Consider the following 23,621-nt stretch of genomic DNA (forward strand, 5'->3'; position numbering starts at 1 on the left):
TTCCTTACTGAGCGGGCGACGGCTCAGCCTGCTCTTGCGGCTCCAGGTCCTGTTGCTGCTGCACAGGCTGGGCCCGCTGGTGCTGGTGCGACGACGACTTGCGTGGGCCTTTGCCGTCCTTGCCGTCTTCGGGCAGGTACAGAGGGCCTTTCTGACCGCAGGCGGAAACGAGGCAGGCGACCGCGACCAGCGCCGCGAGAGAGGAAATCAGGCGTTTCATGGGTGAAATCCTTGGAAATATGCAGTATTGCGGCCGAGTATACCGAGCGACCACCTGATTGCCTATGCAAGTGCCGACCCGCCTGGCGGGCTATCGTTCGGGTTGCCGGGCGGGTAGAGCCGCTGCCTTGGTAGGAGCGGGTATACCCGCGAAAGGACTCGTGCAGGCATCCGCTAGTCTTTGCATTCAGCGGCTGGCGCCCGTATCTTCCCCGGCTTGCCTGTAATGCAGCCAATTTTCGAGGTTCTTGCAATGAGTTTGAGCGAAGCGCGTTTCCACGATCTGGTCGACGCGACCCAACAGGCCCTGGAAGACCTGTTCGACGAGAGCGGCATGGACCTGGACATGGAGAACTCCGCCGGGGTGCTGACCGTCAAGTTCGACAACGGCAGCCAGCTGATCTTCAGCCGCCAGGAGCCGCTGCGCCAGCTGTGGCTGGCCGACCGGTCCGGCGGCTTCCACTTCGACTACGACGAAGAAAGCGGCAAGTGGGTGTGCGAGAAGAGCGAAGAGTTGCTCGGCGAGATGCTCGAGCGCATCGTCTGGGAGCGGGCCGGCGAGAAGCTGGATTTCGACGAGATCTGAGATGAGCGTCCAGCCACGGCCAGCGAAGCCGCTCTACAGTAATGTCAGCCCCGCGGTGCCATCACCTTGTATCAATGTGTGTCGGTTGGATGAGCACAAGGTGTGCACCGGTTGCCATCGCCACGTCGAGCATATTCGCGAGTGGCGCTCGGCGGACGATGCGCGGCGCCGGCAAATCTGCCACGAGGCGCTGGCCTTGAGAGTCCGGATGCAGCGATAGCCCCAGCGAAGGTGTGGGCTTGAGTATTTGCCCGGCTGTGGTAGTGTCAGGTTCTGCGTCACTGACGCCAAACGCTTTTTGCAAACCCCGCCCTTGGGCGGGGTTTTGCTTTATCTGCCTGTGGAAAACCGCTGGTTCAAAGGAGTCTGACTGGATCATGAGCACCAAGCCTTCCCTCATCCTCACCCGCTTGGACGTGCAGCGTCTGGAGCGCCTGCTCGACAGCCTCGATGAAAGCACCCCGGGTGTGCTCGCCCTGCAGGACGAGTTGGACCGTGCCGAACAGGTGGTCGGTCACGAGGAGGTGCCCGCTGGTGTGGTGACCATGAACTCCCGCGTGCACTGCCGCGAGATCGCCAGTGGCAAGGACTACCACCTGACCCTGGTTTACCCGAAGGATGCCGGGCCGGAAGGCAATGTCTCGATCCTCGCGCCGATTGGCTGCGCGCTGCTGGGCCTGTCGGTGGGCGACCAGATCGACTGGCCGGCTCCGGGTGGCAAGACCCTCAAGCTTGAGCTGCTGGCGGTTGAATACCAACCGGAGGCGGCGGGCGACTTCGACCTCTGAGGTGTGGACACGGCTCCATGGACCTAGCCGAGCGCCCGCTTGTGCTGGTCCTTGGCAAGTGTGTAATTGGCATGGATGCAGTTATCGACGATACGGCTGCGTAGCGACCAGTCCGTGTTGATGATCCGGAAGTTCTGGATGTAGCTGTTGATGTCCTTGGACTCGAACCATGCGTCAATCTTGTCGCTGAAGTCGTCCGGGGTGAAAAACAGCTTGTTGTACTTGGCGCATTGGATCGAACTCAGGGGCAGGCGACGCTGCTGTTTCCGCTTCTGCGCCCATTCGTCCATGAACGCCTTCAGTTTCGTGGTGCTGGGGGTGTTGCTACCGATCCAGCCATGTGCAACGCCCCGCCAGTATCGGTCGGATGACGGCCCGTTGTAGGCAATGACCACCGTCTTGCCTGGGCGTTGCTGCCACAGTTGATCCAACGTTAGGTCGCGCAGGTTGTAGTCGATCATTCGTTTATTCAGGTGCTTTTCGAGCAGTTCCTGCAGGCGGCTGTGCTCCTCGTTACTGAATCCATCGAACTGATGTAAGTCGAGGATGACGATTTCCTTGGCATTGGCCGGGTTCCGGTAGAACGTCTCCAAGGCCATGACCACATCGCCCAGCACCGTGCGCCCCGAGGACTTCAGGTGGTACAGCTGGTAGCGTTCTGGCTGATCGGGACGAAATGACCGGTGTGCTTGCACGCGCAGGTCCAGTACGCGGATGCCGCCACGCAGTTGGGCGAGGCAGGGGACGTCCTGGGTGACTTCTTGGCGAAAGTTGTAGTTCGGTGCTTGCTTGTCCATGCCGGAGTCGTGGCTACCCGGCAAAATCAGTTGGTCGATGCGCAGGCGTCCCAGCTCAGGGTGCTTGCCCATCCAGTTTTCATTGCTCATGTTGCGCGTCTCATCAGGTGGGGAGCGCGCAGCATGCTTCCTACAAATCAGCTCCAGGCAGCCGGAAGCAGTTCCTAAAGGGCAGCCCTTTCAAGGTCTTTGCGTTTTTTCGGATGTGGCCGCTTCAATTCAAGATTGCCGGGGCTGCGTTGCAGCCCTTTCGCGACACAAGGCCGCTCCTACAGGACGGCACGGTCACCTGTAGGAGCGGCCTTGCCGAGGCGTCGGACCGGTCGGAAAGGGTCGCAAAGCGACCCCGGCGAGTCTAAGTCGGACGCCAATTCTCAACACCTTGAAAGGGCTGTTCCTAAAGGGGAAACAGCCTCAGGGCTCCAGAATGGCCTGCAACTGTTCCAGGCCATCGTTGAGCGCCTGCTCCAGCTGGCTCTTGTAGCGCAGGTAGAGGCTGGTCGAACCTTGTTCGTCGCCCAGCAGCTCGGATAGGTCCAGGTCGGTGATGTAGCCGCGGTAGCTGCCGGCGCCCCGGCGCTGGCGCAGGATCTGCTGTGCGACGACCGCATACAGTTGCTCGCCGTGCTCCAGCTGGGAAAACTCCTGCTGGTCGCAGTACAGCGTAACGTGCACTTCATCGCCCACGCCGGCCTGGAGGATTGCCTGGACCTCGTAGTAGGGCTGGTTGTGACTATCGATGGGTGCCTGACGAGGCTCGATGACACGGGCCTTGCCAGCACCCGACGGCAGCAGCTGGCTGTAGCATGGCTCCAGCGTGGCCTGTGGCAGGCTGTCCAGCGGCAACTGGGTATCACGGCGTGTCAGCATGGAGTGCAGGAACCGCTGCAGCGGCAGCAGCAAATGGCGTTCATCCTGTAGTGGCAGGCGCTGTTGCCACAGGGCATTGTGTTCATCGAGCACATACAGGTCGGCCCAGCCGTCGAGCAGGCGGTAGAACACTTGGATGGCGTGCGCCTGGCCTTGGGCCAGGACCAGAGGCAAGTCGCCATCTTGCAGGGCGTTACCATCCAGGTGCAGCGGGCTGTAGTGGTCACGTTCCTCGCCAAGCGCGGCCAGGATCTGCTCGTGGTGCTCGAAGGTGGCGAGGGTGACCTGGCCGGGATGCAGCTCCAGCACATGGGTGTGCTGGGCCACCTGTAGCAGGTAGCGATGGTCGAGTTGCTGGTCGAGCAGCAGTTGCGCGGTGTCGAAGATTTCCTCGACGCGCTGGCTGATAGCCTGGGCACGGTTGTGGCAGTAGCAGCGCACCCGCACGCGTGGGCGGTGGCTGCGCTGGCCGAGACTATTGAGGAAATCGCGCAGGCAGCGTACCAGCGCATGTTCGCCGTCGTAGCGTTGGACCAGCACTTCGTTCCAGCTGTTCAGGGTGATCTGGTCGAGGGTCAGCACCAGGTTCTCGCGCACCCCGGCGTAGCTCAGCGAATCGGTGCGCTCGGTGGTCATCAGGATGTTCAGGTCGCGGTGGTGACGCAGCGGGTCGACCGCGACGTTGACCAACAACAGCACTTCATCGGCCATGCTCGGCTGCAGCAGCCGGACTTCGCTGACCGTGTCCAGGGGCAGGGGGATGCCTTGTTGCAGGGCACCGAGCAGGTTGAACAGCTCGAATTCGCTCAGATCGCTGACGCCGGGGTGCAGGGCGATGCGTGTACTGCTGTCGATCACCCCGTTGCGGTGTGCCCAGGTGAGCAGTTCGAGCAGTTCGCGGCAGCGCTTGATCGGGCTGAAGTGTTCCCATTCGTGGACGCCCAGGTTGCCGTTGTACAGCCCCCAGTGGTGGCTGCCAGGCTCTTTGCGATTGGGGGACTGGACCAAGGTCAGGGTGTCTTCGGCCAGGTCCGGGGCGATACCCGGATTGATCACTTCGATCTTGCCGGCCCGGCGTTCGAAGGCTGCATAAAGGCGCCGCCCGAGCACGTTGAGGTCGCGTTGGTCCGCCCGGCTGTCGGCTCGCTCCTGGCGGGCGAACTGGGTGAGGAAGCGGTAGCTGTGGTTGAGTTCGGCCACCAGCTCGCGGCGCTCCACCGCCACCTGGCGTACCTTCCATTGGCCCCGGCTGTCGAGCAGGGCCAACTGGCGCTCGTCCCAGCCCCACTCCGCGGCCAGGCGTGCCAGCAGCTGGCGTTGCCAGCCGTTGCTGCGGCTGCGGTCGCTGAGTTTCTTGTTCACCTTCAGGTAGAGGCTGCGGCGCACCAGCTCCAGGCGCGCGGTTTCGCCGCGCTGTTGCAGGTAGCGCTCGATGCGCCGGTAGACCATGACATAAGGGTCCAGCTCATCAAGGTCGAGGTGATTGGCGAACACTGCCTGTTTGTAGTCCAGGCTCAGGCAGCGGGCGTTGGGGTGCTCGCTGGCGTAGACCTCGGTGAGCAACAGTTTGAGCAGTGATTTGTACGGCGAGTCGATGCCCTTGAACAGCTGCCACAGGCCGGCGCCGACGAACTCACCGGGGGGAATATGCGCCAGGTGACCGAGGTCGAGTCCATCCTGGGCACGGATGAAGCGCTTGGACAACAAGGTCTGGGTGTAGCCTTGGTAGTTGTGCTCCTGATAGACCGGCACCAGCCACCACAGTGGCGTGCGCCCGGCCAGCCAGATGGCGGTGCGGTAGAACTCATCGAGCAGCAGGTAGTGCTGGGTGGTGCCGCAGTCGTCCGAACTAAGCTGGCCGTCGCGCTCGCCTTGGACGAAGCCCTGGGGCTCGATCAGGAAAAAGTGCGCCTCGGCGCCGAGGCTGGCGGCCCAGGCCTCGAGCAACTGGCATTTGCGCCGCAGTTCGTCCAGGGCCTGTTCGTCCAGGTCGGGGGCATGGCACACCCACAGGTCCATGTCGCTCTGCTCGGCCTGGGCCAGGGAGCCCAGGCTGCCCATCAGGAACAGGCCGTGGATGGGCTGTGGCGGGTTGCCATGGCGGGCCTTGTAGGTGAACGAGCGGGTCAGGCGCTGGGCCTCGGCCAGCAGGTCGCTGTCGGGTTCGAAACCGGACACGCCGGCGGGGGTGGCGCCCGAGACATAGCCCGGCAGCAGTGGGTGGTTGACGTGGAAGAACAACGGCAACAGCGTCAGCACCTGCTGCTGACGCGTGGACAACCCCTCCATGGCTCGGTCAAGGCGGCCCTGGTTGATCTTGAGAAAGCGCGCACGCAGCTTGGACAGCTCCTTGCGGTCGATGCCTTGGTCGAGATCGGGGCGGATTTCATGGGGGTGGTTCATTGCGCACTCAGGCGGGCCGGGGGGAGCAATGGCGAGTTTAGCCTGAGTGGTGCGGTCGGATAAGGGGTTGATGGCTTTTTGACGCCAGATTTACAGCGTTCGTTTGCCGCCGTCGCGGAGCAAGCCCGCTCCCACTGGGCGTGAGGGCGGGCTCGGCGAAATCAGGCCGGCTGTGGCGTCTTGAGGATGCTCAGGAGTAACTGGACGCTTTCGGCGGCGTCATTGCCCAGGCTGGTGAGGTAGCCACCATCAGGTTGGTCGGTGAGCTCTTTGTCGTACAGGCGCTGGGCGGCGGCGATCAGGGCCGGGGAGGCGCTGCTGCCAACCTTGATGCCTTCCTGGTGGCTGTCCAGATTGAACAAGGCAAGCACTTCCAGTTCGGCGATCAGTTCCGGGGTGAAGGACATGGGCAACTCCTGACTTCGAGACAAGGATGGAAGTCAGGAGTGTAGACGGGCTTACTCGATGTCGCCTTGATCCGCCTCAGGTGGCAGCTCCGGCAGGGCGCGCAGCGCGGTTTCGTACCACTCGGTGTTGAACGGGCGGTCCTCGTCGAGCATGGCGTCGATCTCGATGGCCAGCACATGGGCCATGAGGTTGAGGATGTCTTCACGTTCGTAGCCGACCAGGCTCAGTTTGTTGAAGGTGGCCTTGGCCGCTGGGGGTTCACCGCTTTCGATCTGGTTCTCGATGGCCTGGGTGAGGGTCGACTCGGCGAAGGCCTCGTCGTCGTTGTCGATATCGGTGGGCTCGCTCATGGCGGTACTCCTGTGGTGAGGCGCACAGTGTGCCATGCCTGTCCCGGCAATGCCCGGCCATCGACGACACGCATGGCACTGGCCAGGGCCGGGCAACGGGGCTATAACAGCCGGGCCAACCCCACACGGCCCTGGAGGCTGCCTCACATGCTCAAGCTTCATGGATTCGCGGTCAGCAACTACTACAACATGGTCAAGCTGGCGCTGCTGGAAAAAGGATTGCCCTTCGAGGAGGTACCGTTCTTCGGCGGCCAGACACCCCAGGCCCTGGCGGTCAGCCCACGCGGCAAGGTACCGGTGCTGGAGACTGAGCAGGGTTTTATCAGCGAGACCGGGGTGATCCTCGACTACATCGAGCAGACCCAGCCAGGCAAGGCATTGCTGCCGGCCGACGCCTTCGGCCAGGCCAAGGTGCGCGAGCTGCTGCGGGAGATCGAGTTGTATATCGAGTTGCCGGCGCGAACCTGCTACGCCGAGGCGTTCTTCGGCGCGGCGGTGGAGCCGCTGATCAAGGAACGAGCGCGGGCGGACCTGCTGGCGGGCTTTGCCACCCTCAAGCGCAATGGGCGTTTCCAGCCCTTTGTGGCGGGTGAACAACTGACCATCGCCGACCTGATGTTCTGCTTCTCGGTCGACCTGGCCTGCGCGGTAGGCAAGAAGGTGCTGAACATCGACTTCCTGGCGGACTTTCCGCAAGCGAAGGCGCTGTTGCAGTTGTTGGGTGAGAACCCGCATATGGCGCGGATCGTGGCGGACAAGGACGCGGCGATGCCGGCGTTCGTCGAAATGATCAAGAGCAAGCGCTGAGATTTGAAAAGGGGGCTGCCTTGCAGCCCATTCGCGGGCAAGCCCGCTCCCACAGGGGATGTACACAATCCCTGTGGGAGCGGGTTTACCCGCGAACGAGGGCGCAGCCCCCGCGATATGGCTCAGCGCGAAGCGAGCAAGGCTTTGCCGCGAACAACAGCCGCACGTACTTGCGCCGGCGCGGTGCCGCCGATGTGGTTACGGGCGTTGACCGAACCTTCCAGGGTCAGCACCGCGAACACATCCTGCTCGATCTGGTCGCTGAACTGGCGCAGCTCGTCCAGGCTCATCTCGGCCAGGTCCTTGCCAGTGTCCACGCCATATTTCACCGCGTGGCCGACGATTTCGTGGCAATCGCGGAACGGCAGGCCACGACGCACCAGGTAGTCGGCGAGGTCAGTGGCGGTGGAGAAGCCGCGCAGGGCTGCTTCGCGCATGATGGCGTGCTTGGGCTTGATCGCCGGAATCATGTCGGCAAAGGCACGCAGCGAATCGCGCAAGGTGTCGGCGGCGTCGAACAGCGGCTCCTTGTCTTCCTGGTTGTCCTTGTTGTAGGCCAGCGGCTGGCCTTTCATCAGGGTCAGCAGGCCGGTCAGGGCGCCGAACACGCGGCCGCTCTTGCCGCGTACCAGCTCCGGTACATCCGGGTTCTTCTTCTGCGGCATGATCGAGCTGCCGGTGCAGAAGCGGTCGGGCAGGTCGATGAACTGGAACTGCGCGCTGGTCCACAGCACCAGCTCTTCGGAGAACCGCGACAGGTGCATCATCGCGATGCTCGCGGCGGCGCAGAATTCGATGGCGAAGTCACGGTCCGAAACGCCGTCCAGCGAGTTGCCAGCCACGGCTTCGAAGCCCAGCAGCTGGCAGGTCAGCTCGCGGTCGATCGGGTAGGTGGTGCCGGCCAGCGCGGCGCTGCCCAGGGGCATGCGGTTGGCGCGCTTGCGGCAGTCGACCAGGCGCTCGTAGTCGCGGCTGAGCATCTCGAACCAGGCCAGCAGGTGGTGGCCGAAGGTCACTGGCTGAGCGGTCTGCAGATGGGTGAAGCCGGGCATGATGGTCTCGGCTTCGCGCTCGGCCTGCTCCAGCAGGCCCTGCTGCAGGCGGGTGATCTCGGCCAGGATCAGGTCGATTTCGTCACGCAGCCACAGGCGGATATCGGTGGCCACCTGGTCATTGCGGCTGCGGCCGGTGTGCAGCTTCTTGCCAGTGATGCCGATGCGATCGGTCAGGCGCGCTTCGATGTTCATGTGCACGTCTTCGAGGTCGACGCGCCAGTCGAAGGTACCCGCCTCGATCTCGCCCTGGATGGTCTTCAGGCCGTCGATGATGGTGTCGCGCTCGGCGTCGCTGAGTACGCCGACCTGCGCCAGCATGGTGGCGTGGGCGATCGAACCCATGATGTCGTGGCGGTACAGGCGCTTGTCGAAGTCGACCGAGGCGGTGAAACGGGCGACGAAGGCGTCGACGGGCTCACTGAAGCGGCCGCCCCAGGACTGATTGGTCTTGTCGGTGCTCATGGATTCACTCGTTGAAGGCGTGAACGGGAAAAGTGCCGCGATCATAGCAGGGTTGCGCCTGCCGCCGCAGGGGGCGCTGGTCGTGAGAAACGTCCTAGGGCCGGGGGCGCGGCATATTCAACGATTGAACGGCAGTGTTCCACGGACCGTCTACAGTTGGACAGAGGACTGGCGGTGAATCTGCCGGCCCAGTGAATCTTTGGCCTTCGCACCGGTCTGTAGCGTGACCGCATTTCGGTCATCCCACACTTGTCTACGCTATACCCGTGCGAGACTCACTCAGGAATCCAGCGCAATTATGAATGTCCTGATCGTTGACGATGAACCCCTGGCCCGTGAGCGCCTGAGCCGGCTGCTTGGCGAGCTGGAGGGCTATACCGTGATGGAGCCCAGCGCCACCAACGGCGAGGAAGCCCTGGCCCTGATCGAAAGCCTCAAGCCCGATGTGGTGCTGCTGGATATCGGCATGCCGGGCCTCGATGGCCTGCAGGTCGCCGCCCGCCTGTGCGAGCGCGAAGCGCCGCCGGCGGTGGTGTTCTGCACCGGCGATGATGAATATGGCAGCCAGGCCTTCAAGGACAGCACGCTCAGCCATGTCGACAAGCCGATCCAGGCCCAGGCGCTGCGCGACGCCCTGCGCCGAGCCGAGAAACCCAATCGGGCGCAACTGGCGGCCTTGACCCGCCCGGCCGGTGACACCGGCGGTGGCCCGCGCAGCCATATCAGCGCCCGTACCCGCAAGGGCATCGAGCTGATTCCGCTGCCCCAGGTGATCTATTTCATTGCCGATCACAAGTACGTCACCTTGCGCCACGAGGCCGGCGAGGTGCTGCTCGATGAGCCGCTCAAGGCGCTGGAAGACGAATTCGGCGAGCGATTCGTGCGTATCCATCGCAACGCGCTGGTCGCCCGCGAGCGCATAGAGCGCCTGCAGCGCACGCCTTTAGGGCATTTCCAGCTTTATCTGAAGGGGCTCGACGGCGATGCCCTCACGGTCAGCCGACGGCATGTGGCTGGGGTGCGCAAGATGATGCAATCCCTGCACTGAGGGTGTGGTGGCGGGCTGGCCAAGGATCGTGTTTGCTGATCTGAATCTGCGGGAACACCGGGAGGAACTGTTATCATCGGCGGTATTTCCCTGGTTCGGTGCGTTCCATGTCCACTCGCGAAATCCGCATAGCCACCCGTAAAAGTGCCTTGGCCCTGTGGCAGGCCGAATATGTCAAAGCCCGCCTGGAGCAGGCCCATCCAGGTCTGCTGGTTACCCTGGTGCCCATGGTCAGCCGTGGTGACAAGCTGCTCGATGCGCCGCTGGCGAAGATCGGCGGCAAGGGGCTGTTCGTCAAGGAACTGGAAACCGCGCTGCTGGACAACGAGGCCGACATCGCCGTGCATTCGATGAAGGACGTGCCCATGGACTTCCCCGAGGGCCTGGGCCTGTACTGCATCTGCGAGCGCGAAGACCCGCGTGATGCGTTCGTCTCCAACACCTACGACAGCCTGGAGGCGCTGCCGGCCGGCAGCATCGTCGGCACCTCCAGCCTGCGTCGCCAGGCCCAACTGCTGGCCCGTCGCCCTGACCTCGAGATCCGCTTCCTGCGTGGCAACGTCAATACCCGCCTGGCCAAGCTCGATGCCGGCGAGTACGACGCCATCATCCTCGCCGCCGCTGGGCTGATTCGCCTCGGCTTCGAAGACCGTATCACCTCCAGCATCAGTGTCGACGACAGCCTGCCGGCCGGCGGCCAGGGCGCCGTGGGCATCGAGTGCCGCAGCGCCGACCGTGAAATTCACGCCCTGCTGGCGCCGCTGCACCACATCGACACTGCCGACCGCGTGGTGGCTGAGCGCGCCCTGAACAAGCGCCTGAATGGTGGTTGCCAGGTGCCGATTGCCTGTTACGCGGTGCTCGAAGGCGAGCAGCTGTGGCTGCGCGGCCTGGTCGGGCAACCGTCCGGTGGCACGCTGCTGGTGGCTGACGCCCGTGCGCCGCGTGGCGCTGCCGAAACCCTGGGCGTCCAGGTCGCCGAGGACTTGCTGGCCCAGGGGGCCGAGGCGATCCTCAAGGAAGTCTATGGCGAGGCCGGCCATCCGTGAGCCCCTGGCGCCTGTTGCTGACCCGCCCCGAAGAGGATTGCGCGGCACTGGCGCAGACCCTGGCAGAGGCGGGCATTGCCAGTGCGAGCCTGCCGTTGCTGGCGATCGAGGCCCTCGAGCAAGGCCCTGCGCAACGGCTTGGCCTGCAAGCCCTCGGCCAGGCGCGGGCGATTATCGTGGTGAGCAAGCCGGCAGCCCGCCTGTTGCTGGATGCCCTGGATCGCGCGGCTATCGCACCACCGCCTGCGGGCTGGTTCACGGTGGGGGAGGCCACGGCGCGGGTCCTGCAGGCGCGCGGACTATTGGTGACTTTCCCGGCCGTTGGTGACGACAGTGAAGCCTTGCTTTGCCTGCCTGCCTTGCGCGAGGCTGCTGGTTTTCCTGCTGCCCGTGTCGTGATCGTCCGAGGCGAGGGAGGTCGTGAACTGCTGGCCGAGCGTCTTGCCGAGCAAGGTGCTAGTGTCGATTATCTGGAACTGTATCGGCGCAGCCTGCCGCATTACCCGGCTGGCACCCTGGTGCAGCGTGTCGTAGGGGAACGCCTCAACGGCCTGGTGGTCAGCAGTGGGCAGGGGCTTGAACACCTGCACCAGTTGGCAGGCGCAGATTGGCCACGGCTGTCGTGCCTGCCGCTGTTCGTGCCCAGCCCGCGGGTGGCCGACCAGGCCCGCGCGCTGGGTGCGCGAGAGATTGTGGACTGCCGCGGCGCCAGTGCCGCGGCCTTGCTGGCAGCCGTGCAGCGAACCGCTGTACCTGCCCCTTAAGGCGCTAAGCTGCAGAGCGATGCGCACCCTGCAAAGGATGGATACGTGAGCGAAACTGTCTTGTCCCACACCGAACAGCCCAAGGCGCCCGAGACGCCAGAAACCACCACCGTCATGCCCGCCCGACGTTCCGGCAGCGGCCTGGCGCTGCTCGCGCTGCTGCTGGGCGCCGCCGGGGTCGCGGTTGGCGGCTGGGGCGTCTGGCAGGTACGGCAACTGCAAGGCAGCGAGCAAGGCCAGGGCGAGCATCTGCAGGCCCTCAACCAGCGCGCCGATGCCCTGCAGCAGCGCGAGCAGCAGCTCACAGCGCAATTGGCCAGCCTCCCGGCGGCCAGCGAACTGGAGGACCGTCGGCGCCTGGTGGCGCAGTTGCAGGGGGATCAGCAACGCCTCAGCCAACGCCTGGAGACCGTGCTCGGCGAGAGCCGCAAGGAATGGCGCCTGGCCGAGGCCGAGCACCTGCTGCGCCTGGCAACCCTGCGCTTGTCGGCCTTGCAGGACATCACCAGCGCCAAGGCGCTGGTCGAAGGCGCCGACGAAATTCTGCGTGAGCAAAGCGATCCGGGGGCTTTCGCCGCCCGGGAACAGCTGGCGCGCAGCCTGGCGACCCTTTCCAGTACCCAGCAGCCAGACCGCACTGGCCTGTTCCTCAAGCTGGCCGCCCAGCGCGAACAGGTCCAGCAGCTCAGCGCCCAGTCGCCGGAGTTCGACGGCAAGGCCGATGCCCTGGGCGCGCTGACCGCCGATGGCGACGGTGCCAGCCGCTGGTCGCAGTGGTGGGCGGAGATTTCCAAGTACTTCCAGATCGAGTTCAACGCCGACGACAATGTGCGTCCGTTGCTGTCCGGGCAGTCGCTCAACCAGCTGCGCCTGGCCCTGAGCCTGACCATCGAGCAAGCCCAGTGGGCGGCGCTCAACGGTGAGAGCAAGGTTTATGCCCAGGCCCTGGACGATGCGCGCAGCGTATTGCTGGCCAACTTCAACCCGGACAATCCGCAAAGCAAGGCCATGCTCGACAGCCTCAACCAACTGGCTGAACAGCCGGTGTCGGTGGTCACGCCTGACCTGAGCGAAAGCCTGGCCGCGGTGCAGGCCTACATTCAACGGCGCCACCAGCCGGCCGCCGCCGAGGGGGCCAAGCCATGAAACGTGTCTACCTGCTGGCGGTGCTGGCGATCGTGATCGCCGCGGCGCTGGGCATCGCCATCGCCAAGCACAGCGGCTACGTGCTGATCGCCTATGGCGGCTTCCGTTACCAGTCGGGGCTGTGGGCCGCGCTGGGGGCCTTGGTCGGGCTGGTGTTGCTGCTTTTGGTGCTGCGTTACCTGGTTGGGCTGGTACTGACCTCCAGTGGCGTGGTCAATCCCTGGTCACGGCGCAACCGTAGCCGGCGCACCCGCATTGCTGTCGAGCAAGGGCAGCTGGATCTGGCCGAGGGCCGCTGGGCCAGCGCCCAGCGCCACTTGCAACGCGCCGCAGAGTCTGCCCGGCAACCCTTGCTGTATTACCTTGGCGCTGCCCGTGCCGCCAATGAACAGGGGCGTGTCGATGACCGCGACAACCTGCTCGAACGCGCCCTGGAGCGTCAGCCCCAGGCCGAGCTGGCCATCGCCCTGACCCATGCCCAGTTGCAGATGGACCGGGGGGAGAACGACGGCGCGCTGGAAGCCCTGCAGGCCATGCAGGAACGTCATCCACACAATGCCCAGGTGCTGCGCCTGCTGCAGCGTCTGCACCTGGAGCGCGGCGACTGGCCGGCGCTGATCCGCCTGGTGCCTGACCTGCGCAAGCACAAGGTGCTGCCGCCAGCGGAACTGGCGGACCTGGAACAGCGTGCCTGGGGTCAGAACCTGGGGTTGGCCGCGAGCCGTGGCGACGACCCGCAGACCGCCCGCCAGGCACTGGAGCGTGCCTGGCAGCAATTGACTGCGGCGCAGCGCCAGGAGCCTCAGCTGGTGTCGGCGTATGCCGAGCAATTGCGTCAGAGCGGCGCCCAAGGCGAGGCCGAACAGGTGCTGCGCGCGGCGCTCAAGCGCGGCTACGAGAGCCACTTGGCGCGGTTGTATGGCCTGGTTCGCGGCGATGATCCGGCGCGCCAGCTGCAGACCGCGGAGGGCTGGCTCAAGGAGCACCCACAGGATCCAAGCCTGTTGCTGACCCTGGGGCGCCTGAGCTTGCAGAATCGCTTGTGGGGCAAGGCCCGCGACTATCTAGAGAGCAGCCTGCGCCTGGAGCGTAACCCCGAAGCCTGCGCGGAGCTGGCGCGGCTGCTGGCCGGGCTGGGTGAAACGGAGCGCAGCAACCAGCTGTTCCAGGAAGGCCTGGGGCTGCTGGACGAACGGCTGCTGGCCTTGCCGCTGCCAGAAGGCGTACAGGCCTGACCACTCGGGGCATGCTCCTTCTGTAGAAGCCAGCCTTGCTGGCGAACCTGGTGCTGCGCCGGTGTTCGCCGGCAGGGCCGATGTCCACAGCGCACAGTCCTATAGCGCTGGCGCGGTAATGTTGACTGTATCTGCTGCAGTGTCAGAAATTTCCCGCTGTTCACAGAATCTATTCTGAGCCTATTCCGCGACTTGTCCCCGCTGTAGCGCCTTGATACAAAGCGCACCTTTCCTCTACCGTTTTCATTCTTTTCCCTGACTCGCGGACACCCCTTGCCCATGTCGCTGGCCTGCTTGCGCAGCTTTTACCTTCCCGCCTTCCTGATTGCTTCGGGGGTGCTGGTTGCTTCGTTCCGGCTCGAATCCGTCGTCGGCCTGATTCCCTGCGCGCTGTGTTTCAGCCAGCGCTTCATGCTGGGGTTGTACGCTATGGCGAGCCTGGCTGCGGCGCTACGTGCCCCGCGTGCTTGGGGCACTCGCGTTCATACCTGGCTGATGTTGACGACAGCCGTGGGCGGGGCGTTGCTGGCGGGGCGGCACGTTTGGTTGCAGAGCGATCCGTCGCCCATCGAGGGGTGCCACCTGCCGCTGGGGCAAGTCATGCAGCGTCCTCTTGGGGAAATCCTGCAGCGGTTCTTGCTGGGCAGTCCCGAGTGCGTCTCCATCAGTTGGAGTTTCCTCGACCTGACCCTGCCCGAATGGAGCCTGCTGGCCTTCCTGCTGCTGGCCATGCTGCCCGCGTCCTGGCTGGTGGCGTATCGATTCCGCCAGGTTGCGGCAGGTTGATCCAGGGCAATGCCCGCGGCGTTGTTCGACCAGCGGTGGTCGGGGGCGGGATTAAACGCTTGTATGAACTTTGTCTGCTGCGTACCTTGAAGGGCAGGTCGCGCGGGCATAATCTCCCAGCACGCCCACCGAACATACAACTGCTCGATGCCGTTTGCTGATGTCACCTTTGTGCCACGGTGTTGTGTCGCGAGGTGCAACGGCGTCTATCCAGAAGGGAAGAGATCGCCATGCTCGATAGTTGCCAGAACGCCCAGGAACGCTGGGGCGGTGTTCACAAGCTGATCGATCGTTGGCTGGAGGAGCGCCAGGAGCTGGTGCAAGCCTTCCGCGCCCTGCGCGATGCCAAGCCGGCCTTTGCCGACAAGGACAAGAACCGCGATTTCTGCGCGCTCCTGGTCGATTATGTCTCGGCCTGGCACTTCGAGGTCAGCGAGCAGTTGGTCAGCGAAGCCAAGGCCTTTGGCGATACCAAGGCCCTGGAACTGGCCACGCAGATCAATCCACGCATTGACGACAGCACCCAGATCGCGCTGGCCTTCAATGACCACTGCGAAAAAGGCGAGTGCACCGACCCCGAGCGCTTCGCCGAAAAACTGGGCAAGCTGGGCAGCCTGCTGCGCGAACGTTTCGAGCTGGAAGATTGCCTGATCGAAGTGCTGCACACCGCGCACAAGGAAGAGGACGCGCTCCAGGCCTGATTCAGTCGGCCACCGCCAGCAGCTCGATTTCGAACACCAGTGGCGTGTAGGGTGCGATCAGGTCACCCGCTCCGTCGGCGCCGTACGCTTGCGCCGACGGGATCACCAGGCGCCATTTCGACCCCGCCTTCATCTTCGGCAGCGCCACTTGCCAGCCTTCGATCACCGAGTCCAGCTTGAACCATTGCGGTTGCTGGTTCTGGTCGAACACCGTGCCATCGGGCAGCCGCCCCACATACCGTACCTGCACGCTGCCGGTGGCCTTGGGCTGGGCGCCACTGCCGCTGGCGAGCTCGCTGTAGAGAATGCCCTCGGAGAGTTCATGCACGCCGGCCTTGCCACGCTCGCCGGCCATGAAGCGTTTTTCGGCATCCAGCATCTTGTCGACTTGAGCCTGTTCGGCGGCGGCACTGGCCTGCTCGTCATGTTGCTGCAGGATCGCCTGCATGCGCGACTTGGCGATGCGCGGCGGCTCGCCTTGGTAGGCTTGGCGCAGGCCTTCGACCAGGGCCTCCAGTTGCAGCCCGGGGACTTCGGCGCGTAGCCGTTCACCCAGGCTTGCGCCGATGCTGTAGGCCAGGTCGCCGTCTTCAGTGGGGCTGGTTGCAGGGCTGGCCAGGGACAGGGGCGCCAACAGGCACAGGCCAAGCATGAGGTAGCGGGGCATGGTCGACTCCGGCGGCAATAAGCGCAAAGTATGCCAGCCTTGTCGCGGGAGGATGTGTAAATCTCCGCAATACATTAAGGGGCAACTACACTTGTTTTCTGCTGCAAGACAACAACTTTGCCCAGGCATGCAACGCGGCGCTACTGAGACTGTCAACATGCCCTAGCGGCGGTAGCAGCAGAAGCATAGTATGAGCCGCACTCTCGTCAGCCAGGAGGTAAACCATGTCGGCTAAAAAGAAGCCAGTCAGTACGCCGTTGCACCTGCTCCAGCAACTTTCGGGCAGCCTGCTCGAACATTTGGAAGATGCCTGCTCTCAAGCGCTGGCGGATGCCGAGAAACTGTTGGCCAAGTTGGAAAAACAACGTGGCAAGGCACAGGAGAAACTGCACAACGCTCGCCTGAAGTTGCAGGACGCGGCCAAGGCCGGTAAAGCCAAGGCGCAAGGCAAGGCACAAAAAGCCGCCGGTGAACTTGAAGACTTGCTCGACTCGCTCAAGGACCGCCAGTCCCAGACCCGCACGTATATCCAGCAACTCAAGCGTGACGCCCAGGAAAGTCTTAAGTTGGCCCAGGGTGTCGGCAAGGTGCGCGAGGCAGCTGCCAAGGCTTTGGATTCGCGTGCGGCCGCACCGAAGGGTGCCTCCAAGCCGGCGGCAAAAACCTCCGCGGCCAAACCTGCGGCCAAGCCAGCTGCTGCGAAGGCTCCGGCGAGAACCGCCGCCGCCAAGCCCGCGGCTAAACCTGCGGCCAAGCCAGCTGCTGCGAAGGCTCCGGCGAGAACCGCCGCCGCCAGGCCAGCGGCCAAACCCGCTGTCAAGCCTGCCGCCGCCAAGGCACCGGCCAAGACCGCTGCCGCCAAGCCTGCAGCTAAACCTGCGACCAAGCCTGTTGCCGCCAAGGCGCCAGCGAAGGCTGCCGCCAAGCCCGCGGCCAAGCCCGTAGCTGCCAAGGCACCGGCCAAGCCTGCCGCCGCCAAACCAGCGGTTAAGCCTGCGGCCAAGCCTGTTGCTGCCAAGGCGCCTGCGAAGCCTGCCGCCGCCAAGCCTGCGACCAAGCCAGCTGCTGCCAAGGCGCCAGTTGCCAAGGCTCCAGCCAAGCCGGCTAGCAAGCCTGCCGCCACCAAGGCACCGGCCAAGCCCGCCGCCGCCAAACCGGCCGCCAGCAAGCCCGCTGAGAGCAAACCTGCCTCTGCGGCCAACGGTGCTGCGCCAGCCTCGGTGAGCAGCGCGGCGACCCCAGCCACCACCACCCCAGCTCAGTCGCCGACGTCGGCGTCCTGAAGCTCACGGGCCGCGACGCGCAGCTGATGCAGCGCGTCGTGGTTCCGCGCCTGGTCCGGCACCAACCGGGCTAGCCAATCCTGCCCAGCATCCGCTGTCGCAGGCCATCCCCGCGCCAACGTTTCCAGACGCTCCAGCAAGTTACGCTCGGCCCTTAGTTCCAGGTCCTTCAATTGTTCGCGCAACACGCTCAACTGTGGGTCGGTCAGCGCGTGCTCACGCCACTGTCGGCGCAGCGTGCGCAGCGGCGCAACCACATCGTGCTGCCAAGGGCTGGCCAGCGCCTGCAAGGCGGCTGCCCGCTGGTCATCGGCGGTCACGCCGCGGGCCTGCAGCCAGGTGCCACAGAGCAGTAGGCAGACATCGCCACCCAGTTCCTGAAGGGCCAGGCAGGCCGTTTCCACGCCTGGCCGGGCGTACAGGGCCAGGGCATGATTCCACAGGTCGGTGTGCATGGTTTCACTCGCGCCAGGGGTCGGCGAAGCTGGTAGACTCCGCGACCATCATGATCAGACTATCGAACCTCACTTTACAGCGTGGTCCGCAGCGCCTGCTAGAAGGCGCCGAGATGACCCTGCACACCGGTCACAAGGCCGGCCTGATCGGCGCTAATGGCGCCGGCAAATCCAGCTTGTTCGCCCTGCTGCGCGGAGAGCTGTCGCCCGATGCTGGCGACTGTCATCTGCCTGGCGACTGGCGCATCGCCCATATGCGCCAGGAGGTCGACACCCTCGACCGCATCGCCGTGGACTATGTGCTCGACGGCGACGTCCGCCTGCGCAAGGTCCAGGCCGAGCTTGCCGCCGCCGAGCAGGCCCACGATGGCACCGCCTTGGCACGCCTGCACAGTGAACTGGACAGCGCCGATGGTTACACCGCCGACGCCCGCGCGCGCAAGCTGCTGGCCGGCCTGGGCTTCAGCAACGAGCAGATGGACCGCCGCGTCGGCGACTTCTCCGGTGGCTGGCGGATGCGCCTGAACCTGGCCCAGGCGCTGATGTGCCCGTCCGACCTGCTGCTGCTCGACGAGCCCACCAACCACCTGGACCTCGACGCCATCCTCTGGCTCGAAGACTGGCTCAAGGGCTACCCGGGCACGCTGCTGCTGATCTCCCACGACCGTGACTTCCTCGATGCCGTGGTCGACCATGTGCTGCACGTCGAGCAGCGCAAGCTCAACCTCTACAAGGGCGGCTACAGCGCCTTCGAACGCACCCGCGCCGAACGCCTGGCACAACAGCAGCAGGCGTACGAGAAGCAGCAGGCGCAACGCGCGCACATGGAAAAGTACATCGCCCGCTTCAAGGCTCAGGCCACCAAGGCCCGCCAGGCGCAGAGCCGGATCAAGGCCCTGGAGCGCATGGAGGAGTTGTCGGCGGCCCATGTCGACTCGCCGTTCGACTTCGTCTTCCGCGAGTCCGAGAAGATTTCCAGCCCCTTGCTCGACCTGTCCGAAGGTCGTCTGGGCTATGGCGACAAAGCCATCCTCGAGAAGGTCAAGCTGCAACTGGCGCCCGGAGCTCGCATCGGTCTGCTCGGCCCCAACGGCGCGGGCAAGTCGACCCTGATCAAGAACCTGGCCGGTGAGCTGCAGCCATTGTCCGGTCGCCTGGTACGGGGTGAGAACCTTGCCGTCGGCTACTTCGCCCAGCACCAGCTCGATTCGCTGGACGACAAGGCCAGCCCGTTGCTGCACCTGCAGCGCATCGCCCCCGGCGAGCGCGAGCAGACCCTGCGCGACTTCCTCGGTGGTTTCGACTTCCACGGCAACCGTGTCGACGAGCCGGTGGTCAATTTCTCCGGTGGCGAGAAAGCGCGACTGGCCCTGGCGCTGATCGCCTGGGAACGGCCGAACCTGTTGCTGCTCGACGAACCGACCAACCACCTGGACCTGGAGATGCGCCTGGCGCTGACCATGGCCCTGCAGGAGTTCGCCGGTGCCGTGGTGGTGGTATCCCACGACCGTCACCTGCTCAAGAGCACCACCAACGACTTCCTGCTGGTGGCCGATGGCAAGGTCGACACCTTCGACGGCGACCTTGACGACTACAGCCGTTGGCTGGTCGAGTACCGTCAGCGCAACGCGCCGGCCAGTACTGCCCCGGTGAATCCGGACAAGACCGACAAGAAGGCCCAGCGCCAGGCCGCCGCAGCCTTGCGCCAGCAGTTGGCACCGCACAAGAAGGCGGCCGACAAGCTGGAAACCGAACTCAATCAGGTCCACAAGGAACTGGCCGAGATCGAAACAGCCCTCGGCGACAGTGGTCTGTACGACGCCTCGCGCAAGGACGAGCTGCGCGACCTGCTAGCCCGCCAGACCAAGCTCAAGCAGCGCGAAGGCGAGCTTGAAGAGGCCTGGATGGAAGCCCTGGAAACGTTGGAAAGCATGCAGGCCGAGCTCGAGGCGCTGTCCTGATGGAGGAACTGCGCGCGCTGCTGCCGGGGCAATGGATGGACACGCTCTGGCTGGGGCTGCAGATCCTGCTGATCCTGATCGCCGCGTTCGTCCTGCAGCGCATGGTCGCTCGTGGGTTGCGCAGCCTGGGTGAGCGCTACCCGTTGCCGCACGAGCTGATGGTGCCGGTACGTGGCGCCCTGCGCTGGCTGATCATGGGCAGCGCGCTGCTGTTCGTGCTGGAGCGCCTGGGTGTGTCGGCCACGGTGCTGTGGACCGCACTGTCGGGCTTCGTCGCGGTGGCGGCGGTGGCGTTCTTCGCCATCTGGAGCGTGCTGTCCAACCTGCTGTGCGCGGTGCTGATCTTCACCGTCGGGCCGTTTCGCATCGGCGATGTCGTTGAACTGGTCGATACCCTCGACAAGCCGGGGGTGAAGGGCCGGGTGATTGCTATCAACCTGCTGTACACCACGCTGATGGAAACGCCGGAGGCGGGCGGGGCGCTGGTGCAGGTGCCGAACAGCCAGTTCTTCCAGAAGGCCGTGCGGCGCTGGCGTGGAACCGAGGTGGCGACCGTGGCCAAGGATGCTGGTGTCGAGGCTGACTGAGGACTGTTCGGCCGCCTTCGCGGGTAAACCCACACAGCGACCGCGCCGACCTCGGGGCATGCACCACACCTGTGGGAGCGGGTTTATCGGGGCGCCGAACCGCCGCGAAGCAGGCGGCGCGGTACCTGGCACCGGCTTCGCCGGTGTTCGCGGGCAAGCCCGCTGCCACACGGATCGCGCCAGATTCTAGAAATTGAGCAAGACAGTTGCTCCCACAGGCAATGCGCAGACCCTGCGGGACCGCGAAAAGAGCCACACGACCTACGCAAAAACCACTGGTTATTTTTTCGCCAAGACCGTAGCTTAACGTTTTGCAACAAATGTCGAGCGAGGTGTGCGATGTCGATGGAAACGTGGTTGGCGTTCTTTGCCGCGTGCTGGGTCATCAGCCTGTCGCCGGGTGCCGGGGCGATCGCCTCGATGTCCAGCGGGCTGCAGTACGGTTTCTGGCGGGGTTACTGGAACGCCCTGGGCCTGCAACTGGGTCTGATCGTGCAGATCGCCATCATTGCCGCCGGTGTCGGTGCCATCCTTGCTGCTTCGGCCACCGCCTTCCAGGTCATCAAGTGGTTCGGCGTTGCCTACCTGGTCTACCTCGCCTACAAACAGTGGCGCGCGCTGCCGATGGACATGAGCGACGAGTCCGGCGTGCGGCCGATCGGCAAGCCGCTGAGCCTGGTGTTCCGTGGTTTCCTGGTCAACGTCAGCAACCCCAAGGCGCTGGTGTTCATGCTCGCGGTACTGCCGCAGTTCATCAACCCGCATGAGGCCCTGCTGCCACAGTATGTGGCGATCACCGTGACCATGATCAGCGTCGACATGCTGGTGATGGCGGGCTACACCGGGCTGGCTTCGCGGGTGCTGCGGCTGTTGCGCACGCCAAAGCAGCAGAAGCGCTTGAACCGTACCTTTGCTGGACTGTTCATCGGTGCTGCTACTTTTCTCGCCACCCTGCGCCGGGCGCCGATCTGATCAATAGCGTGGGGGCATTCGCGGGTAAACCCGCTCCCACAGGCTAATCACTGCGTTCAGAGCGGTGAGGTACCCGCGAATGCCACACCGCTATTTCTGCTTGTCCACCAGCCCCTTGAGCAGATCCACCGGCAACGGAAACACAATGGTCGAGCTCTTGTCCCCGGCAATCGTGCCGAGCGTCTGCATGTAGCGCAGTTGCATCGCCCCGGACTCCTTGCCCAGCATCTGCGCGGCTTGCATCAGCTTTTCCGACGCCTGCAGCTCACCTTCGGCGTGGATCACCTTGGCCCGTCGTTCACGCTCGGCCTCGGCCTGGCGGGCGATGGCGCGGACCATCGACTCGTTGAGGTCGACGTGCTTGATCTCGACGTTGGCCACCTTGATGCCCCAGGCGTCGGTTTGCGCATCCAGTACCTCACGGATATCCATGTTGAGCTGTTCACGCTCGGCCAGCAGTTCGTCCAGCTCGTGCTTGCCGAGCACCGCGCGCAGAGTGGTCTGGGCCAGTTGGCTGGTGGCGGTGAGAAAGTCTTCGACCTGGATGATTGCCTTTTGCGGGTCTAGCACGCGGAAGTACAGCACCGCGTTGACCTTGACCGAGACGTTGTCGCGGGTGATCACGTCCTGGGGCGGTACGTCGAGCACCACGGTGCGCAGGTCGACCCGGACCATCTGCTGGATGCCGGGGATCAGGATGATCAGCCCCGGGCCCTTGACCTGCCAGAAGCGCCCGAGCTGGAACACCACGCCGCGCTCGTATTCGCGCAGGATGCGCAGGGCCGATAGCACCAGGATGCCCAGCAGCACCAGCACGGCGCTGAAACCGAATTGCATGAACATCTTCTACGCTCCTTGCGCCGTGGGCGCAGTGGCGCTGACTTCGAGGGTCACGCCATGGCGGGCGGTCACCCGCACGTGCTGGCCGGGCTGCAGGGGGGTCGAGCACTGCGCCTGCCATTGTTCGCCCTGGGCCTGTACCGAGCCGCAGAACGGGTTGTCCGCGCGTACCTGAACCACCGTGACCAGGCTACCCACCAGCCAGGCATCGCCGCTGACCAAGGCACGCCTGCGCGCTTTCAGCGCCATGCCCAGCACGCCACCGAGCAACAGCGCCGACAGCACGGCGAGGCTGACGATCAGTGCGAGCGGGATGCCGAAGCCAGGAGCGTCGGTGTCCATCAGGATCACCGCGCCGACCACAAAGGCGATGATGCCGCCGAAGCCGACCACGCCGAAGCTGGGCAGGAAGGCCTCAGCGACCATGAATGCCACGCCGAGCAGGATCAACGCCACCCCGGCGTGGCTCACCGGCAGCAGTTGCAGGGCGTACAGCGCCAGCAGCAGGCAGATGCCGCCGACCACGCCGCCGACGCCGGAACCGGGGTTCATGAACTCGAACAGCAGGCCGTAGACGCCGATCATGATCAGGATCAGCGCCACGCTGGGGTTGGTGATCACTGCCAACAGGCGCGTGCGCCAGTCCGGCAGGTGCTCCAGCACGCGGGCATCGGCTGTGTTCAGGGACATGGCCTGGCCGTTGGCGGTCAGTGTCCGGCCATCGAGCTGGCGCAGCAGGTCCGGCAGATCATCGGCGACCAGGTCGATCACTTTGAGGCGGTGGGCTTCGCTGGCCGACAGGCTGACCGACTCGCGTACGGCCTGTTCCGCCCAATCGGCATTGCGCCCGCGCAGTTGTGCCAGGCCACGGATGTAGGCGGCGGCGTCGTTGATCTGTTTGCGGGCGAGGGTGTCCTGCTCGCGGGTGGCGGGTGGTTTCTCGTCCATGCCGGAAATGCCGATCTGCACCGGCGTCGCCGCGCCCAGGTTGGTCCCCGGGGCCATGGCCGCCACATGGCTGGCATAGAGGATGTAGGTGCCGGCGCTGGCGGCCCGGGTACCGCCCGGGGCGACATAGGTGGCCACCGGCACTGGGCTTGCGAGGATGGCCTTGACGATCTGGCGCATGGCGCTGTCCAGCCCGCCCGGGGTGTCGAGGCGGATCACCACCAATTGCGCGCCTTGTGCCTGCGCCTGATCCAACCCGCGCAGCAAGTAGTCGGCGCTGGCCGGGCCGATGGCATCGTCGATGTCCAGCAGCCAGACATTGCCGGCGGCCGCAGCGTGCCCGCCCGGGGCGAAGCCGAGGAGCAACAACAACAGCAGCACGCGCCAATGCCGGGCGATCACCTGTCGTCACCTCATGCGGACCTGTCCTTGAA

At 64.7% G+C, this 23,621-nt stretch carries 25 protein-coding genes; 15 read left to right on the forward strand and 10 right to left on the reverse strand.

Annotation, left to right across the window (positions count from 1 at the left end; all coding sequences use genetic code 11):
• Window positions 1–4: 4 nt before the first annotated feature.
• The gene (lptM, locus tag HU772_RS00745) at window positions 5–220 is read right to left on the reverse strand and encodes an LPS translocon maturation chaperone LptM (protein WP_134688988.1); all 216 of its coding nucleotides are present in this window, start codon (window positions 218–220) and stop codon (window positions 5–7) included.
• Between the two features lie 252 nt (window positions 221–472).
• Between lptM and cyaY the strand changes: the two genes are divergently transcribed.
• The 3 genes from cyaY (at window position 473) to rnk (ending at window position 1,593) form a co-directional block, all read left to right on the forward strand.
• Window positions 473–805 (forward strand): iron donor protein CyaY, encoded by a 333-nt coding sequence (gene cyaY / locus HU772_RS00750; protein ID WP_008097793.1) that lies wholly within the window; start codon window positions 473–475, stop codon window positions 803–805.
• 1 nt (window position 806) lies between these two features.
• Window positions 807–1,025 carry a DUF1289 domain-containing protein gene (locus HU772_RS00755; RefSeq protein WP_186662016.1) on the forward strand — a complete coding sequence of 73 codons (219 nt, stop codon included), beginning with the start codon at window positions 807–809 and terminating at the stop codon, window positions 1,023–1,025.
• A gap of 157 nt (window positions 1,026–1,182) precedes the next feature.
• A complete protein-coding gene (gene rnk / locus HU772_RS00760) occupies window positions 1,183–1,593 on the forward strand; it encodes a nucleoside diphosphate kinase regulator (protein ID WP_011536336.1) in 411 nt (136 codons plus the stop codon).
• A gap of 23 nt (window positions 1,594–1,616) precedes the next feature.
• Here rnk and HU772_RS00765 read toward each other — a convergent pair whose 3' ends face one another.
• The 4 genes from HU772_RS00765 to HU772_RS00780 form a co-directional block, all read right to left on the reverse strand.
• Window positions 1,617–2,480, reverse strand: a complete 864-nt coding sequence (locus HU772_RS00765) for a PI-PLC domain-containing protein (RefSeq protein ID WP_186662017.1) — start codon at window positions 2,478–2,480, stop codon at window positions 1,617–1,619.
• A 324-nt stretch (window positions 2,481–2,804) separates the two neighbouring features.
• On the reverse strand, window positions 2,805–5,663 hold the full coding sequence (locus tag HU772_RS00770) for a class I adenylate cyclase (RefSeq protein ID WP_186662018.1): 2,859 nt from the start codon (window positions 5,661–5,663) through the stop codon (window positions 2,805–2,807).
• Window positions 5,664–5,824: 161 nt separating this feature from the next.
• Complete coding sequence (locus HU772_RS00775; protein WP_186662019.1) at window positions 5,825–6,070, reverse strand: TIGR02647 family protein; 246 nt, start codon at window positions 6,068–6,070, stop codon at window positions 5,825–5,827.
• 51 nt (window positions 6,071–6,121) lie between these two features.
• Window positions 6,122–6,421, reverse strand: a complete 300-nt coding sequence (locus HU772_RS00780; RefSeq protein ID WP_186662020.1) for a hypothetical protein — start codon at window positions 6,419–6,421, stop codon at window positions 6,122–6,124.
• 147 nt (window positions 6,422–6,568) lie between these two features.
• Between HU772_RS00780 and HU772_RS00785 the strand changes: the two genes are divergently transcribed.
• On the forward strand, window positions 6,569–7,228 hold the full coding sequence (locus tag HU772_RS00785) for a glutathione S-transferase (protein WP_186662021.1): 660 nt from the start codon (window positions 6,569–6,571) through the stop codon (window positions 7,226–7,228).
• Window positions 7,229–7,350: 122 nt separating this feature from the next.
• Here the strand turns inward: HU772_RS00785 and argH are convergent, their stop codons facing one another.
• Complete coding sequence (argH, locus tag HU772_RS00790) at window positions 7,351–8,745, reverse strand: argininosuccinate lyase (RefSeq protein WP_186662022.1); 1,395 nt, start codon at window positions 8,743–8,745, stop codon at window positions 7,351–7,353.
• Window positions 8,746–9,043: 298 nt separating this feature from the next.
• On the opposite strand from argH, the gene HU772_RS00795 reads away from it, so the two are divergent.
• From HU772_RS00795 to rsd, 7 genes are all read left to right on the forward strand, one after another.
• Window positions 9,044–9,793, forward strand: a complete 750-nt coding sequence (locus tag HU772_RS00795; RefSeq protein WP_186662023.1) for a LytR/AlgR family response regulator transcription factor — start codon at window positions 9,044–9,046, stop codon at window positions 9,791–9,793.
• A gap of 107 nt (window positions 9,794–9,900) precedes the next feature.
• Entirely contained in the window at window positions 9,901–10,842 is a 942-nt protein-coding gene (gene hemC / locus HU772_RS00800; RefSeq protein ID WP_186662024.1) for a hydroxymethylbilane synthase, read from the forward strand.
• On the forward strand, window positions 10,839–11,606 hold the full coding sequence (locus tag HU772_RS00805; protein WP_186662025.1) for a uroporphyrinogen-III synthase: 768 nt from the start codon (window positions 10,839–10,841) through the stop codon (window positions 11,604–11,606). The genes hemC and HU772_RS00805 overlap by 4 nt, the downstream gene beginning before the upstream one ends.
• A 45-nt stretch (window positions 11,607–11,651) precedes the next feature.
• Window positions 11,652–12,752, forward strand: a complete 1,101-nt coding sequence (locus HU772_RS00810) for a uroporphyrinogen-III C-methyltransferase (protein WP_186662026.1) — start codon at window positions 11,652–11,654, stop codon at window positions 12,750–12,752.
• Window positions 12,749–13,987 carry a heme biosynthesis protein HemY gene (locus tag HU772_RS00815; protein WP_186662027.1) on the forward strand — a complete coding sequence of 413 codons (1,239 nt, stop codon included), beginning with the start codon at window positions 12,749–12,751 and terminating at the stop codon, window positions 13,985–13,987. The genes HU772_RS00810 and HU772_RS00815 overlap by 4 nt, the downstream gene beginning before the upstream one ends.
• A gap of 279 nt (window positions 13,988–14,266) precedes the next feature.
• The gene (locus tag HU772_RS00820) at window positions 14,267–14,773 is read left to right on the forward strand and encodes a disulfide bond formation protein B (RefSeq protein ID WP_186662028.1); all 507 of its coding nucleotides are present in this window, start codon (window positions 14,267–14,269) and stop codon (window positions 14,771–14,773) included.
• A gap of 230 nt (window positions 14,774–15,003) precedes the next feature.
• Window positions 15,004–15,474: a sigma D regulator gene (gene rsd / locus HU772_RS00825; protein WP_186662029.1), complete on the forward strand. Its 471-nt coding sequence runs from the start codon at window positions 15,004–15,006 to the stop codon at window positions 15,472–15,474.
• Between the two features lies 1 nt (window position 15,475).
• Here the strand turns inward: rsd and HU772_RS00830 are convergent, their stop codons facing one another.
• Window positions 15,476–16,141 carry an FKBP-type peptidyl-prolyl cis-trans isomerase gene (locus HU772_RS00830; RefSeq protein ID WP_186662030.1) on the reverse strand — a complete coding sequence of 222 codons (666 nt, stop codon included), beginning with the start codon at window positions 16,139–16,141 and terminating at the stop codon, window positions 15,476–15,478.
• Between the two features lie 224 nt (window positions 16,142–16,365).
• Between HU772_RS00830 and HU772_RS00835 the strand changes: the two genes are divergently transcribed.
• Window positions 16,366–17,424 carry an AlgP family protein gene (locus HU772_RS00835; protein ID WP_186662031.1) on the forward strand — a complete coding sequence of 353 codons (1,059 nt, stop codon included), beginning with the start codon at window positions 16,366–16,368 and terminating at the stop codon, window positions 17,422–17,424.
• Here the strand turns inward: HU772_RS00835 and HU772_RS00840 are convergent.
• Complete coding sequence (locus tag HU772_RS00840) at window positions 17,400–17,879, reverse strand: TIGR02444 family protein (protein ID WP_186662032.1); 480 nt, start codon at window positions 17,877–17,879, stop codon at window positions 17,400–17,402. The genes HU772_RS00835 and HU772_RS00840 overlap by 25 nt on opposite strands.
• A gap of 50 nt (window positions 17,880–17,929) precedes the next feature.
• On the opposite strand from HU772_RS00840, the gene HU772_RS00845 reads away from it, so the two are divergent.
• The 3 genes from HU772_RS00845 (at window position 17,930) to HU772_RS00855 (ending at window position 21,399) form a co-directional block, all read left to right on the forward strand.
• Window positions 17,930–19,840 carry an ATP-binding cassette domain-containing protein gene (locus tag HU772_RS00845; RefSeq protein WP_186662033.1) on the forward strand — a complete coding sequence of 637 codons (1,911 nt, stop codon included), beginning with the start codon at window positions 17,930–17,932 and terminating at the stop codon, window positions 19,838–19,840.
• Entirely contained in the window at window positions 19,840–20,427 is a 588-nt protein-coding gene (locus HU772_RS00850) for a mechanosensitive ion channel family protein (protein WP_186662034.1), read from the forward strand. The genes HU772_RS00845 and HU772_RS00850 overlap by 1 nt, the downstream gene beginning before the upstream one ends.
• A 339-nt stretch (window positions 20,428–20,766) precedes the next feature.
• Complete coding sequence (locus tag HU772_RS00855) at window positions 20,767–21,399, forward strand: LysE family transporter (protein ID WP_186662035.1); 633 nt, start codon at window positions 20,767–20,769, stop codon at window positions 21,397–21,399.
• A 90-nt stretch (window positions 21,400–21,489) separates the two neighbouring features.
• Here the strand turns inward: HU772_RS00855 and HU772_RS00860 are convergent, their stop codons facing one another.
• Window positions 21,490–22,242, reverse strand: coding sequence for a slipin family protein (locus HU772_RS00860; RefSeq protein WP_186662036.1), 753 nt, complete (start codon window positions 22,240–22,242; stop codon window positions 21,490–21,492).
• Window positions 22,243–22,245: 3 nt separating this feature from the next.
• Complete coding sequence (locus HU772_RS00865) at window positions 22,246–23,589, reverse strand: NfeD family protein (protein ID WP_186662037.1); 1,344 nt, start codon at window positions 23,587–23,589, stop codon at window positions 22,246–22,248.
• Window positions 23,590–23,621: the final 32 nt, after the last annotated feature.

It is taken from the genome of Pseudomonas xantholysinigenes (assembly GCF_014268885.2).
Classification (GTDB): domain Bacteria; phylum Pseudomonadota; class Gammaproteobacteria; order Pseudomonadales; family Pseudomonadaceae; genus Aquipseudomonas; species Aquipseudomonas xantholysinigenes.

Coding starts and splice junctions, on each gene's coding strand:
- HU772_RS00835 (WP_186662031.1), top strand. CDS start 16,366: ATGTCGGCTAAAAAGAAGCCAGTCAGTACGCCGTTGCACCTGCTCCAG.
- HU772_RS00845 (WP_186662033.1), top strand. CDS start 17,930: ATGATCAGACTATCGAACCTCACTTTACAGCGTGGTCCGCAGCGCCTG.
- HU772_RS00785 (WP_186662021.1), top strand. CDS start 6,569: ATGCTCAAGCTTCATGGATTCGCGGTCAGCAACTACTACAACATGGTC.
- rsd (WP_186662029.1), top strand. CDS start 15,004: ATGCTCGATAGTTGCCAGAACGCCCAGGAACGCTGGGGCGGTGTTCAC.
- HU772_RS00795 (WP_186662023.1), top strand. CDS start 9,044: ATGAATGTCCTGATCGTTGACGATGAACCCCTGGCCCGTGAGCGCCTG.
- rnk (WP_011536336.1), top strand. CDS start 1,183: ATGAGCACCAAGCCTTCCCTCATCCTCACCCGCTTGGACGTGCAGCGT.
- HU772_RS00830 (WP_186662030.1), bottom strand. CDS start 16,141: ATGCCCCGCTACCTCATGCTTGGCCTGTGCCTGTTGGCGCCCCTGTCC.
- argH (WP_186662022.1), bottom strand. CDS start 8,745: ATGAGCACCGACAAGACCAATCAGTCCTGGGGCGGCCGCTTCAGTGAG.
- HU772_RS00860 (WP_186662036.1), bottom strand. CDS start 22,242: ATGTTCATGCAATTCGGTTTCAGCGCCGTGCTGGTGCTGCTGGGCATC.
- HU772_RS00855 (WP_186662035.1), top strand. CDS start 20,767: ATGTCGATGGAAACGTGGTTGGCGTTCTTTGCCGCGTGCTGGGTCATC.
- HU772_RS00820 (WP_186662028.1), top strand. CDS start 14,267: ATGTCGCTGGCCTGCTTGCGCAGCTTTTACCTTCCCGCCTTCCTGATT.
- HU772_RS00815 (WP_186662027.1), top strand. CDS start 12,749: ATGAAACGTGTCTACCTGCTGGCGGTGCTGGCGATCGTGATCGCCGCG.
- lptM (WP_134688988.1), bottom strand. CDS start 220: ATGAAACGCCTGATTTCCTCTCTCGCGGCGCTGGTCGCGGTCGCCTGC.
- cyaY (WP_008097793.1), top strand. CDS start 473: ATGAGTTTGAGCGAAGCGCGTTTCCACGATCTGGTCGACGCGACCCAA.
- HU772_RS00780 (WP_186662020.1), bottom strand. CDS start 6,421: ATGAGCGAGCCCACCGATATCGACAACGACGACGAGGCCTTCGCCGAG.
- HU772_RS00840 (WP_186662032.1), bottom strand. CDS start 17,879: ATGCACACCGACCTGTGGAATCATGCCCTGGCCCTGTACGCCCGGCCA.
- HU772_RS00850 (WP_186662034.1), top strand. CDS start 19,840: ATGGAGGAACTGCGCGCGCTGCTGCCGGGGCAATGGATGGACACGCTC.
- hemC (WP_186662024.1), top strand. CDS start 9,901: ATGTCCACTCGCGAAATCCGCATAGCCACCCGTAAAAGTGCCTTGGCC.
- HU772_RS00765 (WP_186662017.1), bottom strand. CDS start 2,480: ATGAGCAATGAAAACTGGATGGGCAAGCACCCTGAGCTGGGACGCCTG.
- HU772_RS00755 (WP_186662016.1), top strand. CDS start 807: ATGAGCGTCCAGCCACGGCCAGCGAAGCCGCTCTACAGTAATGTCAGC.
- HU772_RS00770 (WP_186662018.1), bottom strand. CDS start 5,663: ATGAACCACCCCCATGAAATCCGCCCCGATCTCGACCAAGGCATCGAC.
- HU772_RS00775 (WP_186662019.1), bottom strand. CDS start 6,070: ATGTCCTTCACCCCGGAACTGATCGCCGAACTGGAAGTGCTTGCCTTG.